A 17,720-nucleotide genomic window follows, 5' to 3' on the forward strand; every position below is an offset into this window, starting at 1 on the left:
TAATTATGAACGACGATCAATTATCCCAGAGCAACCATAATGACTTATTTGTTAAAATATTTACACTAATCTACTCTGAGTTTTGGTTTCCTAAGTCTTTTATTTCCTAGGTATTTGGTTTCCTGAGTCTTCTATAAGTCAGGCTTAGAGCATCAGCATCACCAACATTACCCGGGAAAAGTACCACAGGTAAATTCGGAAACTGAGGATGCTCCGCAGTTGTTAAAATTATTGAACAACCAGGTAAAATTTGACCGAGCAAACGCGCCCAAGTCAAATTTAAACCTTTGCTAAGTACATCATTAGAAGTAATTCCCCCTTTGCTGATTAAAAATCCTATATCAGATGGTAAACCGCGAACAATATCCATTAACAAGTTGGAAACTTTTTCTCCAAACTGCAACCTTGTTGTGACATTCTCAAAAGTAAGTTCTTCGCGGCTAGTATATACTACTGGTGTTTTTCCAGATTGATATGCTGCGTTCACTTTTTCGAGAATTTCGCTTAGCAGTGTAGCAGATGTATTAACAGCATCATTAGCTAAGCGGGATACATTCACTTCTATACCGGCAGTGCCAGCAGTTTGCAACAGTACTTCTAATTGTTGAGTTGTCTTTTTTACATGTGAACCAACAATTACAGCCCCAGGATTACCATCTCTGACATAATCAGACATATTTTCAGGAGCGGTTGGTTGGGAAGGTAAAGCGGCTAATGCTGTCAAGATACTTGCTGCCGAACGAAACAAAAAACGTTTTCCTTGACTTGCAGCACTGAGCAAATCTTGAGCAAATAAATTCAGATCTGCTTGGGTTTCACCGTCAACTACAGCACATTGATTGTCGCTTAAACTCATTAAGCGTTCCAGACTTCCAGTACGAATATCTTCTAATAAAAATCTTTCTACTGAGTATGAATTAATTTTTCCAGTGGTTTTTTCTTCGACATATTTTGGTAAATAGCTATAGTGATAGCCAAATACAGAATCTCGGGCAAATTCAGTCTCATGTACTGGTGTGGGCACGCCATCAATGATTAAATAATGTATGCTATCACGAGTTACCCGCCCGCCTTCAAAAAAAGCTGGTACTAGAAAATGGGCGTCGAAGGATCCCAGTTCTTCAGCGATCGCATCAGTTTCGATGGGATAATGTCCCCGCAAAGTTGAATCAGAGCGACTAACAACCAGAAAATCTTTAGTTTGGGTTTCTTCCAATGCTTGTTTTAAATTTTGGCAAACTTCCTTAGTGACAGAGGCTGCTTGTTCTGGGGTCAAAGACCTTGTATTAGTTAAAATAAAGAAAATCGGCGCATCATCCCTGAGTCCCCGACATAAAGTTTCCACATCCCAACGCATGAGCAACAAACAACTATGAACTGTTTGCGAACCTGTGGGATCGTCATCTAAAACAATTATTTTTGGTTTGGAATTCATGTTAAAGTCAACGGCTAAGAGTTAATGGCGCGACTGCAATTCTAAAAAGATGGGGTTTTCGAGAAAGATTAAGTTTTTGAAAAATATGAATTATTCGAAAAATATGCATTCTTCGAAACAGATTAATTTATGGAGATTGACTCCACGGAAACTGTCCGCTTACATTTTTCGTAACTTTCTAATTTGGTCTTGCACGTCAAGAGCTATCTGCAAAGATTGATTCAAAAGTTGAGCGTATTCGCTAGCTTCTGAACTAGCTTGTAAGGCTTGCAGATTAGACAAATTATCAATTAATAATTCATGCTTCTGAGCAATTAACTTTTTATTATCCCGTAAAATTCGCTCGGTTTTCAAAGCCAGAACTAAATCTTCTCTAATTAGTTGTAAAGCAGCGATGACTTTTTCTCGATCTTCGAGATTACTTTGTAAATTTCCCGAACTCGCTAATTGGTCATTAATATCTATGGCTTCGATTAGTTTATGATATTCATCAACTTCATCTAAAAGTTTTGCCAGACTTTGTGGAGAAACCTTGCGTCGCCACAACCATCTTCCAAGAAAAACTAATGCGGGAACGACAATTAACAATAGAATTGCTACTTTAATTGAAGAACCAATTATTGGTAAAACAATAAATGCATAAATAAATCCAATAATTATTGGAGTTAGGGCTAGCGCCACAATTAATTCATTAATAAAAAAATTCAGTCGCTTTTGGCGATTTTTAAAAATAGAAGGTCGAAAAATATCATCAGGGTCAAATCCACTTAAGTGTCTTAATTCCCCTTTAGAAATTTCTAAGCCTAATAAATCTGGCTGCAGCACGGTTAGATTGATATCTTACAAGTGTTAGTTAGATTAATTTTAATTGGGATTGGGGATTGGGGATTGGGGATTGGCGACTGGCGATTGGCGATTGGCGATAGCACTGCGTGCCCCTGCAAGCGGCATATGGCAATTGGCGATGGCGTTAGCATTAGCGAAGCGTGACGTTAGTCATAGCGTGACGCGACAGCGTCATATGGCGATAGCACTGCGTGCGTGCCGCGCGCGCCTTGCGGCATGGAGCCTGGAGCCTGCGGCGTCGGCAGATCCGCAGGTGACGGCTCCGTGGGTAGCGTAGCTATAGTCAGAGCCTTCGGCGTCGGCGTAGCCTCTAGCCTCTGGCGATTGGCGATTAGCGACTGGGAAATTAATTTTGCTTTTAGTTCGCGATCGCTGACTGCTATTTTATTTTTTTAGGAAACAATTGATACTTGTAGAAAGTCTCAAAAAAAAGGGTTGGGTTACGTATTTTCACCGTTTCCCTAACCCAGGTAATATAAGGAGTGCATCATAAATACACTCATCCCTACTGTAGAGACGAGAAACTTCACGCCTCTTTAATGGTCTACAAAACACAAAATATAATTTCCAGATCGGGGGAAATATCATAACTGTAAGCAAAAGCAATTTCTTTCAGGGAAATCACTGATTTTTAGTAAATAATCTTAAATATCAAGATTTTCTGATTTTTAGCATTCATCTAATTTGATTCGTAAACAGATGACTCTGTAGAGACGCGTTAGCGAAGCGTGACCGTTAGGTCATCATGTCGCGTCTCTACAATATTGATTTTTGCCCATGGTACGCTTACGTGTTTGGACGCAGCTTCCGCTGAACACCGCAGGTGGGTGCAAACATCTTTGATGCGGCTAACACAAATGATTTAGGATTGCTATATTCTTGATTAGTTATTTCATTTTTTTATTAAAAATCTGGCGTTGCTGAATGAAAGTATGAATCATGACTGTAGAGACGCGATATATCGCGTCTCTACAAGGATCTCAATTGTGTAAATAAGAAAATTCATATCATAAATCAGCAACGCCAAAAATCTCATCAAGATTTTTCGAGCAGACTTGTAAGATTGCTTGGATTTCTCAAATTTATTCCTCAAATCTATAAATATTCTTGTCAAATATTTCTTTATTTTCAAATATTTCTAAAATCTCACTCTGAAGTCTTGTAGGGAAAAATAGTGCTAGATATGATGAACTCTTAAAATTATGAACGGACAAGAAGTTGCTTTAAGCGGTACCGGTGTTCTCAGAACTAATTCACAAACAGAGAATAGGGTAAATATTCGTTTGGGTCCATCATTAAATGATGACATAATCACCCAAGGAAGAGAGGGAGATAAAGTTGAAATCTTTAGTAAAAGTCAGCCTGCTGGCGATACCTACGCCTGGTATCAAATAAAGTTTGGTTCGGGATCCAGTGATATTGGTTGGGTACGGGAAGATGTAATTAGGGTGAACTTGGACAGCAATTCCAATCCTTCCGATACAGATACTCGGTTATTTTTCAAAACCGACAGTAAGGCTGTGAGGATTTACGAAGAAGACGGACAAGTTTACATGAACGTCTACGATAACCGATCGCAGGTTACAGACCCCAGCGGAATAGCTGTTGCAAGAATTCCCCAAATCTATCATGATGATGAATCAATCAGCTACATCGCACATCAAGACCGATTTGCGTATTACGTAAGATTTATTCCTTTTGGCGAAATCGATTTCATTATTAGCGATCGCAATAATGGTAACGTTCGTTTGCAGGAACAAGGTTTTAGTGGGAGTGGTACTGAATTCAGAGATAGGTAATTGGTAATTGGTAATGGGTAATGGGTAATTGGTAATTGGTGATAGATCCAAAATTTTTTACATCTTCCCTAATTCTTTACATCTTCCCTATGCAATCGCATTACTTATTTCCCATTCCCTGTTTCCCATTCCCTTGTTCCCCGTTCCCCATTCACTGATAATTCTAAGGATACAGACCGCGATCGCGTAATGCTTGCGCTACTCTTCCCACACCTAAAACATAAGCAGCTAATCTTAAAGGAATTTTTCTTTGTTTTGATTGTGCGATCACTTCACGATATGCTCGCACCATCAGTTCTTCCATTTCTTGGTTGACGCGTTGCTCGTCCCAAAATAGGAAGGAAAGACCTTGCACCCACTCTAAATAACTGACGACCACACCACCAGCGTTAGCTAGAATGTCTGGTAATATAGTGACTCCTCGCGCTGTTAATGTTTGGTCTGCTTGAAGAGTTACTGGTCCATTCGCAGCTTCGGCGATAATATCCGCTTTTATGCGATCGACATTCTCATCGGTAATTTGATTTTCTAAGGCTGCAGGAATTAAGACATCACAGGGTAAAGCTAGTAAGTCTGGATTACTAATGGGTTTAGCTTCGGGAAAACCAACTAGGTTACGACGGTTTTCTTTTGCATAGGTAAGTAAAGCAGGAATATCCAGACCTAGTTCTGAATAAACACCACCAGAACCGGTAGAAACTGCAATAATTTTTGCTCCCGCTTGATGTAACAAGAAAGCTGCAGCACCACCGACATTACCGAAACCTTGAATAGCAATTTTTGCATCTTTGAGGGATTGACCCCGATCTGCAAGGGCTTCCCGGACAGTAATCATTACGCCGCGTCCCGTCGCCATTTCTCGTCCTCGGGAGCCACCGACAGATATGGGTTTACCTGTGACGACTCCGGGAACAGCATGACCCATGTTGACAGAATATGTATCCATCATCCACGCCATTTCTCGCGCAGATGTACCCATGTCTGGTGCGGGAATATCTACTTCTGGACCAATATCTTTAATTAATTCGCTGATGTAACGTCGAGATATCCGTTCTAATTCACCAACGCTGTAAGTTTTGGGATTAATTGCAATTCCTCCCTTGGCTCCACCATAGGGAATACCTACAAGTGCACATTTCCAAGTCATCAGCATTGCTAATGCCGAAACTTCCCGCAGACTTACTGCAGGATGATAGCGAATACCACCTTTATATGGACCTAAAATATCGCAATGTTGCACCCGATGTCCCGCTAAAACTTGGATGTCGCCGTTATCTCGCTTGATGGGAATAGATACAGTAACAACTTTGCGGGGATTACTCAATATTTCTAATAGACCTGCTTCTAACTTTAATTCTTTCCCGGCTTGGTCTAAGTAGCTACAAGCTTGGTCAAAGGGACATATGTGGGCGGGAGTTGGAGTTTCTAAGGGTAATGAAGGAGAAGAAATCATAATATTTTCTGATAGTTGCGGGGTTACCACTGATAAGATATTTAATTACAGCCTAGCTTTTTTTCTTCTACTTTTTGGGAAAACAGTAAAATTCGTTACTTTTTAAAGTTTCGTTTTGTATTAAACAAAATTCCCATCTTTGATGGATGTAGTAATTGTCAATGTCCATCAATATAGTTTTTTACAGTTTTGACAGAATGACGTTTTGAAAACTGATACTCGTAAAGCGTTTTGAAAAATTCAAGATCGACCTTGCGCCAGCTAACCCAGCCAATTCCTGAATATCTATCATCAGATAAAGAGTACAACACAAAGCGTAATACGTTATCGATGTAAATGAGAGAAAATCCCTCTTGCTCGAGAATGACGTTTTCTGTGTTACTTCGCTGATGTACCAGGATCTGGAATGGTGATTCGTTTTTCCAGTCATCTTGGATAGATGGATTGAGACGATCGTATATCTTATTTTTAAAATGATGAGCTTCATGCTCAAGTACAAAACGAAATTCGTCTTTGTCGGTATCCATTGCTGTTTTCCTGAAGAAATCATGCTGTCCCTTGCTTATAATTCTTTGGATAAAAGAAATGGAATATATAGCCCTGACATGACCTAATGCATAAAGCGTTTCAATCGTATCCAGTTCTGAAACAAAAAAGCGCCCCTGCTCAAGATCGAAGCTATTATCAATAACTTGTTTTAGTTCAGGAACTGTTTCGAGTTTGTCAGGATCGATATCGCTCAACAAAGCTGGAATACTTTGCCTTTTTTGATATTGCTTGTTAGGAACCAAAGCAAGTTCTCCAGTCTCACCAGCAAGGAGATGATCTCTTAGCTGACGTTGGAAAGAAGGAAGGTATATCTCGTCCTTTTTATTCCAAAAAATAGACTTGATTGACAACTCTCCCCATAAATTCACTGTATTGTTAGTTTTCCAATCTGCAACCATATGACCGACAATCTGTGATTTACCTAGGCTAGTTTTCCGCTCAGCTTGCCAAATTTGTACAGCTTTATGGGTTGGTCTGACGGGACCAACTTTCAAATTGTATTGGTGAGCAAAGTTATAGCTATAAACCTTTTCTTCCTGAAGGTTCCGCTGTGCGAGCCGCTCAATGTTACCTTCAATACCTGTTCCTTGAAGGGAGAACTTCACTCCAGAAGATGTTTGTACAGAAGCAAGACTCATCTTCACATTATTATCACTGAATGAAATGCTCTCATCATTCAAGGTAGCATAATATTCTTTTATAAGATTAAATTTTATCCCGGACAAGCTAGTGAAAGAATTTGTGTCTGGCGTAAATCTTTTTGCTAACTTTTCATATAACAAACTGAGTAAAAATGATGAAGGCAGTGCAATGAGTACTAAAACGATCCATTCCAAGGGATTTGAAAGCCAAAATAAGGAAAACCAGCTATTTCCACCTGAAAAAGCACCAGATTTATCTAGGAATAGACCTATTGCAAAAATATAGTCTTGCTGATCGGCACCTTTAAAACTATACCAGAGTGTCCGTACAGTATTTGGCTTATCATCATCCGATATATCAATGAAAATTCCCGTTAGTCCTGATTTGTTCTGACCAAAATCCTTGTTGAAGTAAACTGTATCATAACGATTCTCCGTTGACCTATACCATGGTCTTGTTTTGTAATTGAGTTCCTTGTTCTCGTAATCTTCATTATGACTATGTGGATAAATAGCCATAACTTGGCTCTTTTCATGAAATATATATACAGTGTCAACTCTGAGTCCGGGAAGATATTTCAAAATATCATCCTTTCCGACGAAAGAAGAAAAGATTGATCGAGTATGCGCTATACGGCTATCTTCCCCAGCTTTTAAAGAACCTAGTTTTGGCACTAGATGATTACTACGCAACTTGTCAAAATGACGAAAAACAATGTTATCTTTTTGGTTTTCCCGTTTCTTCTTCCTTTCTTCCCCTGTTGTTTGATAAGAAGCAATGCTAGATTCTTGTTCTTCTCTGTCTATTTCTTTTTGTGTATAAAAATCAATAAGGTATAAACAGCTATAATTGATATCTATCCTGGTTTCTGTCTTTGCCGTGTACCACATAGAATCATACTTGTTATCACATTGTGAAAGAGGAGAATTTCTACTATTGTGTCTTTTTAAGTTTCGTTCATACTCTTTATGAATTCCTTCCTGCAATTGAGTTATGAATTGTTTCAAAATCTGTGTTTCAGGGTCCTTATCTTTGATTAGCTGGTGCCAACGGGCATTCATCGAAAGGCGAAATATCTCCTGACGTAATCGAAAACTTGGAACTACAACAAAACAGAATGCGATACAAAAGAACAAGAGCCGTACTGGCTTGACAAATTGGAAATTCATTTTGCTTTGTTAACTGTTTCATTGGGGGTTGTTAATATTTTCGATCTTTCCTGTTCCATCAGGTATAACCACTTCACAAATTTTTTCTGATAATTTTTGTAACTTAGGCATGGCAAGAATTTCATTAAATTTGGGATTTGGTTCTGAAGAAGCTGCAGCAGCGAATTCATGCATAGCTATATGTACCATTCGTTTTTCAAAAAGGTATTGCACAACTATTACGTCACAATAAAATGGGATGAGATTGCTATTTCCTTACTGAAACGCAATACCTACGGTACGCTGCGCTAGCTCGCTAACCTTACGTCGCAATGACGGAATATTATTTTTGAATTAGTTTTTTGAAATATACCAATTCCAAATTCCCAGTCGCCAATCCCTGATTGCAAAGCAGATGCCTACGGCATATCGCCAATCCCCAAATTCCCCCTTTTCAGATCGCGACTCGTGCCATAATCTATGGAGGGATGCAAAAATGATTTTTCATTTTGTGTACCTATACCTTTTGTATACAGAGGAAATATTTAAATGACTGCAACTGCAGCTCCCCAATTACAGCACGAGGTTAAAGACCTCGCCCTAGCTCCTTTGGGAAATCAGCGGATCGAATGGGCTGGGCGCGAAATGCCAGTTCTCAAACAAATTCGCGATCGCTTTGCTAAGGAAAAACCTTTTGAAGGAATTCGCATCGTAGCTTGCTGTCACGTCACCACTGAAACCGCTCACTTGGCGATCGCCTTGAAAGCCGGTGGTGCAGACTCAATTTTGATTGCTAGCAACCCCCTATCTACTCAAGATGACGTAGCTGCTTGTTTGGTTGCTGATTACGGAATTCCTGTTTTTGCAATTAAAGGCGAAGATAACGAAACTTACAACCGCCACGTTCAAATCGCTTTAGATCATCGTCCAAATATTATTATTGATGATGGTTCTGACGTAGTTGCTACCTTGGTGAAGGAACGGAAAGAACAACTTTCTGACATCATTGGTACTACAGAAGAAACCACAACCGGAATCGTTCGCTTGCGGGCTATGTTGAACGATGGCGTTCTCAGCTTCCCTGCAATGAATGTTAACGACGCCGACACCAAGCACTTCTTTGATAACCGTTACGGTACCGGACAATCTACCCTTGATGGTATTATCCGTGCTACTAATGTTTTGTTAGCAGGTAAAACCACAGTGGTTGCTGGTTATGGTTGGTGTGGTAAAGGTACCGCGATGCGCGCTCGCGGACTTGGTGCAAATGTAATTGTCACCGAAATTGACCCCATTAAAGCAATTGAAGCAGTAATGGATGGCTTCCGCGTTATGCCAATGGCTGAAGCTGCACCTTTAGCTGACTTGTTTATAACCGTAACTGGTAACAAGCACGTAATTCGCCCCGAGCACTTCGAAGTGATGAAAGACGGCGCAATTGTGTGTAACTCCGGTCACTTTGATATTGAAATTGACCTCAAGTCTTTGGGAGCAAAAGCATCTGAAGTTAAAGATGTTCGTCCCTTCACCCAGGAATATAAGCTACCCAGTGGTAAATCAGTGGTAGTTCTAGGAGAAGGGCGTTTGATTAACTTGGCTGCTGCGGAAGGTCACCCCAGCGCAGTAATGGATATGAGCTTTGCAAACCAAGCTTTGGGTTGTGAATATTTAGTTAAAAACAAGGGTAAGTTAGAACCCGGTTTATATTCCATTCCTACAGAAGTAGACCAAGATATTGCTCGCTTGAAGTTGCAAGCAATGGGTATTCAGATTGATAGTCTAACTGCTGAACAAATTGAGTACATCAATTCCTGGACTTCTGGAACCTAAGGATTGCTTAATTTGGATTTGATTAAATTCAGATCGATTGATTTCAATAATTTCGTACTTTAAACGAATATTTTGGTGGGGTAGGTAATTTACCTACCTTTTTTTATGAAATATTTATTCTACTTCTGTCTCCTGACTCCTCTTTAGGGGATGCTTGAAAAGTATTGTTTATTACCAAAGTCATTATTGAGATCCCCCAACCCCCTTTTTAAGGGGGCAAAAGTCCCCCAACTCAGCGGGGGATTTAGGGGAAACCAAGATATCTTAGGTAAATAAATAATAAATATACCTTTCCAAATATTCTCTTAGAGAAAGGCTTAACATGATTTCAATAAATTGGCAAAATGTCAATTTCTAATTACTACATTTACAGTTTTTTTGAAAAAGATTATTTTTCTTTAGTATATATGTAAATTCCTGGTAATTTTTAAGGTTTTGCGTGGATATGACATTTTATTGACCAGATTTTTGTGTAATACTTATCAATTACTTCATAACAATAATCAGATTAATTGATGACATATTCCAACAAGCAAAATTTGTATTTTACAAAAGCAAATAAGCTATTAGGTATAAACCCTAACTTTTTAGAAAGTAATAATTTATCAAAAGTAGTAATACCTAATTTTATAATGACTCAATTAGCAGTATTTTTACAGGAAAACGATTCAAATAATAGATGCACTATCGATCAAAGTAGAGATGCAGAAGTTGTAGATAAACCATCGTTTTCTCTGAAAGATGTTTTTCAAGATTTATTGATCGCAGCCACAGCTTTTACAGAAATAGAAAGAAAACATGCACTAAAAATGATTGCTGTCTCTTTTCAAAAAGTTAAAGAGTCACTACTAAATTCTAAAATGTATGATTTGGCTCATCTTATGGGCTTAGCAATAGAAAAAATTCAACTAGCTTCTCATAAAGAATCAATCCAAGAACAAGATTTGTTCCTCGCACAGGTTTTAGATGTAATCAATGATATGGAGTTTAATTTGGATGATGAAATGAGTAGCAATAACAACTTAGAAACAGTCGATATGAGCTATGAAGATTTACAAATGAATATGTCACGCTTCACTGCAAAAGAAATTTTCCCAAACGATTTATAGCTAACTGGTAAAGTAGATATTGATTGGAGAAAATAAATTATTATTCAGTATATTGCACTACATAATTAGGTAGAGCCTTAATAAATGTTGAGAGCAATGAGCAGTAAAATTTTGCTCCTCATAAGGGTGGTCTGTTTTGTTAGCAAAACGTGTTTGCAGAACATAGTTTGACTTTTTACTTTGAACTTTTAACTTGCACATAGCGCCATATAGACTTGAGAAAAATTGCACATCGGGTTAGGCTTCATTGTCATAAGTGAATGCTGCAAAATTGACGCGATGACACATCAGCCCCCCTCGGTAATTCCTTTTTGTGCTTGGAGTCGTTCCATTGGTTTAGGTTGGGATAATCCCTATACTGTCCGTTATGCTAGTAATATTGATGATGGTCCCTGGCATGGAATGCCTTTGGGTGGATTTGGTGCTGGCTGTATTGGTCGTTCTTCACGGGGAGATTTTAATTTATGGCACATTGATGGTGGGGAGCATCTCTTCAAAAATATTCCTGCTTGTCAGTTCAGTGTCTTTGAGTCAGATGGTTCATCTTCACAGGCTTATGCTTTGTCTGCAGAAGCACCGGAAGATAAAAGTTTAAAATCTTGGCAATGGTATCCAAAATCTACAGATACAATTACCACAGGAACCTATCACGCCCTATATCCCCGTAGCTGGTTTGTTTACGAAAATGTATTTCAAAGTACCTTAACTTGCGAGCAATTTTCTCCTGTTTGGGCTAATAATTATCAGGAAAGTAGTTATCCGGTAGCAATATTTCTTTGGACTGCAAAGAATCCAACTGATCGACCTTTGACTCTGAGCATTATGCTCTCCTGGGAAAATATGGTGGGTTGGTTTACCAATGCTTTGAAATCACCAGAAGTCAAAATACGGGATGATGGTAGCCCAGTATATGAATATCAGTCCAAATTAGGTGATAGCCAATATAATTTCAACCAATTAATCGAAAATACTGATTCAGTTGGGATTATTTTAGGTCGTTTGGGTATGACTGAACCTATCGATGAAGGTGAAGGACAGTGGTGTATTGCGACTCCTAAACATCCCCTAGTGGAAATTTTTTATCATGCTCGTACTCACCCAACAGGAAATGGTCAGGATGTTTGGCAAAGTTTTGCAAAAGATGGTTCTTTACCTAATTATGAAGATGAAACCCTGGCAATGGAAGGGGAAAGGGTAGGAACTGCATTAACAGTAAGATTTACCTTACAACCAGGAGAAACCTTAGAAATTCCCTTTGCTTTAAGTTGGGATTTGCCCATTACTGAGTTTACTGCTGGGGTTCGCTACTATCGTAGATATACTGATTTCTTTGATCGCAACGCTAATAATGCTTGGAAAATTGCCCATACAGCTTTAGAAGAATATCAAAATTGGCGATCGCAAATTGAAACTTGGCAAAAACCAATTCTAGAGGATGAAAATTTGCCAAGCTGGTTCAAAATGGCATTATTTAACGAGCTTTATGACCTGACGAGCGGTGGTACATTGTGGAGTGCAGCAACACAGCAGGATCCCTTTGGTCAGTTTGCTGTTTTGGAATGTTTAGATTACCGCTGGTATGAAAGCCTAGATGTGCGTTTGTATGGTTCTTTTGGACTATTAATGCTATTTCCCGAACTGGAAAAATCAGTTATTCGCGCTTTTGCTAGAGCAATCCCTGCTAGCGATGAAAAAACCCGTGTAATTGGTTATTATCATACCATTGGAGCAGAAAGTCCGATGGCTGCTCGGAAAATTGCAGGGGCTACACCCCATGATTTAGGTGCGCCAAACGAACATGTTTGGGAAAAAACAAATTATACGAGTTATCAAGATTGCAATCTGTGGAAAGATTTAGGTAGTGATTTTGTATTACAGGTTTACCGAGATTTTTTGCTCACCGGTGCTAATGATCTAGAGTTCTTAGCGGAATGTTGGGATGCTATTGTTCAAACCCTAGATTACTTAAAAGGTTTCGATTTAGATGGCGATGGGATTCCGGAAAACTCTGGTGCACCCGATCAAACCTTTGATGATTGGCGGTTGAGGGGTGTAAGCGCTTACTGTGGTGGTTTGTGGTTAGCTGCTTTAGAAGCCGCGATCGCGATCGGCAAGATTTTAATTGAGAACCCGGTAGAAAAGCCAAATATCGCTTCTTTGAAAGAGAATATAAAAACCTACGAAACCTGGTTAACTAAGTCAGCCCCTGTATACCAAGAAAAACTATGGAATGGTAAATATTATCGACTTGATAGCGAAAGTGGTTCGGATGTAGTAATGGCGGATCAGCTATGTGGACAATTTTACGCGAGTCTGCTAGGTTTACCTGATGTCGTACCAACTAACCGTGCTAAGTCTGCTCTTAAAACCGTTTATCAAGCTTGTTTTCTCAAATTTCACAACGGTGAGTTTGGTGCAGCTAACGGTTTACGACCCGATGGTTCTCCTGAAAATCCTGATGCAACACATCCATTAGAAGTTTGGACGGGAATTAATTTTGGGTTAGCAGCTTTTCTGGTGCAAATGGGAATGAAAGACGAAGCATTTAAAATGACAGAAGCTGTAGTCAAACAAATTTATGAAAATGGTCTGCAATTTCGTACTCCAGAAGCAATTACTGCTGTTGGAACTTTTCGTGCTTGTACCTACTTAAGGGCTATGGCTATTTGGGCTATTTATTTAGTTCTGAAAAATTAAACTAATCCATATCAAAATAAAACCTGAATTTTCTTAAGTTCCCCACACTTCCCACACTTCCCACACTTCCTAAACCTATTCCTCAGGCGGAAGATATGGTGCCAATTCTTCCAATGCTCTTGTGCGATTATATTCAGATTTAATTCCGTTAGCTAATTTCAAAGCTTTTTCTAACAATTTTGGTGTTAAATGGGGTGCTAATTTGCTCATTGCTTTCACACGCCATAACTCAGACTTAATATTACTGATAGTATCAAAAGCTTGCTCTAATAATTTTGTTGAGAGGTATGGTGCTAAATCTCCTAAAGCATTAGCACGCCATAATTCAGATTTCATCTCAAAGACAGTTTCCAAAGCCTGCTTTAACAGTTTTGGAGGTAAATTTGGTGCCAATTCTCCAATTTTCTTCGCTCGCCATAAATCAGATTCAAGATTGCAAGCATCTTGTAAAGATTTCTCTAACACTTTTGGGGACAAATTTGATTTTAATTCTCTCTGTGCTTCGGTAAAATTTGCATTATCTTGAATATTATCCACAGTTTTTTTACCATATCTTAATCTTCTCCAAGAAGTACCAGGTCTAACTGGAATTGGTTTTACTGGGGCACTAAAAAGTTTTCCATCTAGTTTTTTTATGACATGACGTGTAGGCAAATTATTAATTCTAATGGTTGTCATATCCCTAAGGGGAAGTAAATCTTTACCGAAGATATTGTTAAGTTCTTGATTTTCTTCTATCTCTGTGAAAAAAATATCGTATAACTCTTTGCGCAAACCAAATTCTTTATCTCGAAGAGTATTTTTGTAAAATTTAGCATCACAGTCTTTTTCTGCTTGTTCTATTAATTTATCTATATACTCTTGAGTCTTCAGAGAAGACCTATCGTTTAATTTAAATAATTGTGTCAATAATTCTTCAATAATGTTATGAGCAAACTTCTGCCTGCCATTTTGTCTGATTTTTTCAATATCTTTTAACTGAATATTCAAAGATTGTATTTTATTTTCTATATTTTTTATTTCATAATCATTTTGTGGTGGTTGGTAGGTTATTACTCCACGATATAAAGTCATAATAGATTGTTTTATAACTTCTTCCCGGCATCTAGAGGCAATTTTTTTTTGTGCTTCATAGAAAGATTTATTAAATAAAAAAATCAAATTTTGGCTGAATCTACCATCTATTCTTGTATCTGTAATAAGATTTTGGCAAATGTTAATCATATCCTCATAACCTATGCTTCTAGCTAAGACTTGCCAAATAACTTCCAACAGATTTATATCAACATATTTCATGATTTATGTGACTCCTAAATCTCTTAAGTAAATAAAAATTAAAATTTAATTGTTTACTTATCTTTTATCAGAAATATTATTTTTTTAAACGTATTCCTATTTACAGTTATTGAAAATAATATTTATAATTAGATTTGTGTGGTCGTATCTTTAATTTAAAATTATTTGTTTTAGGCTGTTTTTAGCCACACATCAAGAGATATTAATATCAAATTAGACTATTAGTGATAATAATCTAAAATCATATATTTAGTACTATTAGAGTTAATTTCAAGCGAACAAAAATAGAGGTAATACCAACAAGTAATAATTTGCTACTAATGCATTGAGTAACAAATATACTTTTCCGCACCGCCGATCCTGTTCTCTATTTCCAGTATTTATTCACAGCAGTGTGTTATAAATTACTGATTACCAATCACTGGTTAATCTCATTTCAGCAATAATCCCAAAAATATAAGATTTGTTAACGAAGTCGAAGTAAATTTTATCTAGTCCAGTACTTGTACTCTTGGGTACGTTAAATTAGCAATATCACTTGCTTAAACCAATTTGATATGGCTAGTTTAGAGTACAGCGATTTTTGGGGAAACGACTCTGCTGGTTCACGCTACGTAATTCAGCAGCAGTTAAGTAAAAAGTCTGGAAGACGAACTCTACTAGCGAGGGATTTACATTCCCAAGAATTAGTTGTCATAAAATTGCTTTCTTTATACAGTGACTTTGAATGGGATGATTTGAAACTTTTTGAACGTGAAGCAGAAATATTAAAAAAACTTCAATATCCAGCAATTCCTAATTATCTAGATTATTTTGAAGTAAATTCGCCAAAAATCAAAGGATTTGCTTTAGTTCAAACCTATATTCCAGCAAAAAATTTAGAGCAAATTCTCAAATCCGGACGTACGTTTACAGAATCAGAAGTCAAAGCAATAGCCAAAAAACTTTTAGAAATTCTCATTTATCTCCAAAAACAAAATCCACCTGTCATTCATCGCGATCTCAAGCCCAGCAATATTTTATTGGGCGATCGCTCCGGTAATAATGTCGGAGAAGTATATTTAGTAGATTTTGGTTCCGTACAAACCGCCGTTGCAAGTGAAGGCGCAACTCGGACAGTGGTCGGAACCTACGGTTATATGCCTCCAGAACAATTTGGCGATCGCACTGTTCCGGCTTCTGACCTTTATAGTTTGGGTGCAACTTTAATTTATCTGATCACAGGTTGTCATCCAGCAGATTTACCCCAGAATAATTTCCGAATTCAGTTCGACCATTTAACTACCTTGAGTTCTGGATTTATTGAGTGGTTAAATTGGCTCATAGAACCAACTTTAGAAGCACGTTTAGGCTTTGCACATCAAGCATTAAAGGCTTTAGAAAATTCACTAATATCAGAATTAGAACCACGATCAGAACTAGAAAAATCAGATTTAACTGTACCTCCAGTTTCCAATTCGCCAGAAACAACTTGGAATTGGGATCGGAATGATTGGGTTACAAAAAATCTTCACAAATTACGAGATCATTCGCGTTCAAATTCTACTCTCAGGAATCGACACAAGAATCGCAGTGCAAAGATTTCCAACTTGAATATTGCCCAACCATCAAGTAGTAAAATTAAACTCAAAAAAAATAAGAACAGCCTTGAAGTTGTTATTCCGCCAACGGGTTTTAATGGATCGCTAATGTTAGTTGGTTTATTTGCGACCGCTTGGAACTCATTTCTCTTCTTTTGGACTATTGCTGCTTTACATAGTCCTTTACCATTAATGGCTTTGTTTTCCGTTCCTTTTTGGGGTGTTGGTGCTGCGATCGCGTCTCAATTTCTTTCTCCTTTATGTGGGCGTGTCCGGTTATATATAAATCAACAGAAGATTTGGTTACAAAAAGAAATTTTAGGACTTAAATTTAATGTCACTCCACCAGCACTAACTAAAAATGTAAATAAAATCGTCTATGTCCCTGGACATTTAGCCAAGAAAGGTAATACCGGATATCCAATTAAAGTTTCCTCATCTTTAATTATTTGGGCGGGAGTTCATAAGTATCAAATTGGTGGTGATGCCGGAACAGTACAATCTGACCCAGAAATTGAGTGGTTAGCTTCTGAGCTAAGTGAATGGTTTGATTTACCGATTCAGGATTTACGTAACCGACACAGTGAGAATTAAGGAAGTAATGAGTAAGGAGTAATGAGTAACGAATCGCCAATCCCCAGAGGCTCCGCCGACGCCGCAGGCTCTATGCCGCTATGAGCGCGCTTGCGCGTTAGCATTAGCGAAGCGTGACGTTAGTCAGAGGCTTTGCCGACGCCGCAGGCTCTAGCGGTGCATTAGCACAGGCAGCGAGCGGCACGCAGTGCTTATGGCTCTTAGGGGAGCGTGACGCCAGTCATACGCCACGCTACCGCTAACGCCGTTAGGCGCGGGCTCACCCTAATCCCCAATCCCCATTATCATTAACTGAGAAAGGCGAACGGAGAAAGTTATGTTTGGACTGGGTTTACCAGAACTTGGAATTATAGCTCTAGTGGCTGTTTTGATTTTTGGACCGAAGAAACTTCCACAGTTAGGAAGTTCTTTAGGAAAGACACTGCGGGGATTCAAAGAAGAATTAAAAAATCCCAGCGATGAAAATGATTCAGAAAAACATGATTCAGATAGAGAAGATAAATGACTCTGACCTGAATGGCACTAAGAGAAGATGTAATCCTTGCGCTTAAGGGAAGTGTGGGGAGAAGTGGTAGAAAAGGGAGGGGAGTTTAATTAACGCAACTTGTTGTATAAAGCTACCTCCCACACTTTCCACACTCAAGGTTTGTTCACGCACGCTACGTGCGAATGAGCCTTAACGAGGGTGCCATTCGACTCTGACCCCCAATCCCCATTACATAAAGATATGATAAGCATTTTG

At 38.4% G+C, this 17,720-nt stretch carries 14 protein-coding genes; 8 read left to right on the plus strand and 6 right to left on the minus strand.

The genetic code is table 11. The annotated features are described in order from the left end of the window. Positions 1-106 precede the first annotated feature (106 nt). Both QNJ50_RS19890 and QNJ50_RS19895 read right to left on the minus strand, forming a co-directional pair. Positions 107-1,435 carry a four-carbon acid sugar kinase family protein gene (locus QNJ50_RS19890; protein ID WP_300638458.1) on the minus strand — a complete coding sequence of 443 codons (1,329 nt, stop codon included), beginning with the start codon at positions 1,433-1,435 and terminating at the stop codon, positions 107-109. A gap of 159 nt (positions 1,436-1,594) precedes the next feature. After that, entirely contained in the window at positions 1,595-2,257 is a 663-nt protein-coding gene (locus QNJ50_RS19895) for a hypothetical protein (RefSeq protein WP_300638486.1), read from the minus strand. 24 nt (positions 2,258-2,281) lie between these two features. Here QNJ50_RS19895 and QNJ50_RS19900 point away from each other — a divergent pair, with 24 nt between their 5' ends. The 3 genes from QNJ50_RS19900 to QNJ50_RS19910 all read left to right on the plus strand — a co-directional run bounded on the left by QNJ50_RS19900 (position 2,282) and on the right by QNJ50_RS19910 (position 4,080). Next, the gene (locus QNJ50_RS19900) at positions 2,282-2,425 is read left to right on the plus strand and encodes a hypothetical protein (RefSeq protein ID WP_300638460.1); all 144 of its coding nucleotides are present in this window, start codon (positions 2,282-2,284) and stop codon (positions 2,423-2,425) included. A gap of 72 nt (positions 2,426-2,497) precedes the next feature. After that, on the plus strand, positions 2,498-2,677 hold the full coding sequence (locus QNJ50_RS19905) for a hypothetical protein (protein ID WP_300638462.1): 180 nt from the start codon (positions 2,498-2,500) through the stop codon (positions 2,675-2,677). 806 nt (positions 2,678-3,483) lie between these two features. Continuing rightward, the gene (locus QNJ50_RS19910; RefSeq protein WP_300638464.1) at positions 3,484-4,080 is read left to right on the plus strand and encodes an SH3 domain-containing protein; all 597 of its coding nucleotides are present in this window, start codon (positions 3,484-3,486) and stop codon (positions 4,078-4,080) included. Positions 4,081-4,243: 163 nt separating this feature from the next. Here QNJ50_RS19910 and QNJ50_RS19915 read toward each other — a convergent pair whose 3' ends face one another. The 3 genes from QNJ50_RS19915 to QNJ50_RS19925 form a co-directional block, all read right to left on the minus strand. After that, entirely contained in the window at positions 4,244-5,533 is a 1,290-nt protein-coding gene (locus tag QNJ50_RS19915; RefSeq protein WP_300638466.1) for a Glu/Leu/Phe/Val dehydrogenase, read from the minus strand. Between the two features lie 158 nt (positions 5,534-5,691). After that, positions 5,692-7,785 (minus strand): hypothetical protein, encoded by a 2,094-nt coding sequence (locus QNJ50_RS19920; RefSeq protein ID WP_300638468.1) that lies wholly within the window; start codon positions 7,783-7,785, stop codon positions 5,692-5,694. 126 nt (positions 7,786-7,911) lie between these two features. Continuing rightward, positions 7,912-8,106: a hypothetical protein gene (locus QNJ50_RS19925; RefSeq protein WP_300638470.1), complete on the minus strand. Its 195-nt coding sequence runs from the start codon at positions 8,104-8,106 to the stop codon at positions 7,912-7,914. A gap of 315 nt (positions 8,107-8,421) precedes the next feature. On the opposite strand from QNJ50_RS19925, the gene ahcY reads away from it, so the two are divergent. The 3 genes from ahcY (at position 8,422) to QNJ50_RS19940 (ending at position 13,508) form a co-directional block, all read left to right on the plus strand. Next, entirely contained in the window at positions 8,422-9,702 is a 1,281-nt protein-coding gene (gene ahcY, locus QNJ50_RS19930; RefSeq protein WP_300638472.1) for an adenosylhomocysteinase, read from the plus strand. 515 nt (positions 9,703-10,217) lie between these two features. Beyond that, a complete protein-coding gene (locus QNJ50_RS19935; RefSeq protein ID WP_300638474.1) occupies positions 10,218-10,811 on the plus strand; it encodes a hypothetical protein in 594 nt (197 codons plus the stop codon). A 279-nt stretch (positions 10,812-11,090) separates the two neighbouring features. After that, complete coding sequence (locus QNJ50_RS19940; RefSeq protein ID WP_300638476.1) at positions 11,091-13,508, plus strand: GH116 family glycosyl hydrolase; 2,418 nt, start codon at positions 11,091-11,093, stop codon at positions 13,506-13,508. A gap of 75 nt (positions 13,509-13,583) precedes the next feature. On the opposite strand, the gene QNJ50_RS19945 is transcribed toward QNJ50_RS19940, so the two are convergent. Then, positions 13,584-14,804 carry a hypothetical protein gene (locus tag QNJ50_RS19945; protein ID WP_300638478.1) on the minus strand — a complete coding sequence of 407 codons (1,221 nt, stop codon included), beginning with the start codon at positions 14,802-14,804 and terminating at the stop codon, positions 13,584-13,586. A 557-nt stretch (positions 14,805-15,361) separates the two neighbouring features. Between QNJ50_RS19945 and QNJ50_RS19950 the strand changes: the two genes are divergently transcribed. Both QNJ50_RS19950 and QNJ50_RS19955 read left to right on the plus strand, forming a co-directional pair. Next, a complete protein-coding gene (locus tag QNJ50_RS19950; RefSeq protein ID WP_300638480.1) occupies positions 15,362-16,978 on the plus strand; it encodes a protein kinase in 1,617 nt (538 codons plus the stop codon). Positions 16,979-17,294: 316 nt separating this feature from the next. Further along, positions 17,295-17,483 carry a twin-arginine translocase TatA/TatE family subunit gene (locus QNJ50_RS19955; protein ID WP_300638482.1) on the plus strand — a complete coding sequence of 63 codons (189 nt, stop codon included), beginning with the start codon at positions 17,295-17,297 and terminating at the stop codon, positions 17,481-17,483. Positions 17,484-17,720: the final 237 nt, after the last annotated feature.

This window comes from Mastigocoleus sp. MO_188.B34, assembly GCF_030065675.1.
GTDB lineage: Bacteria > Cyanobacteriota > Cyanobacteriia > Cyanobacteriales > Nostocaceae > Mastigocoleus.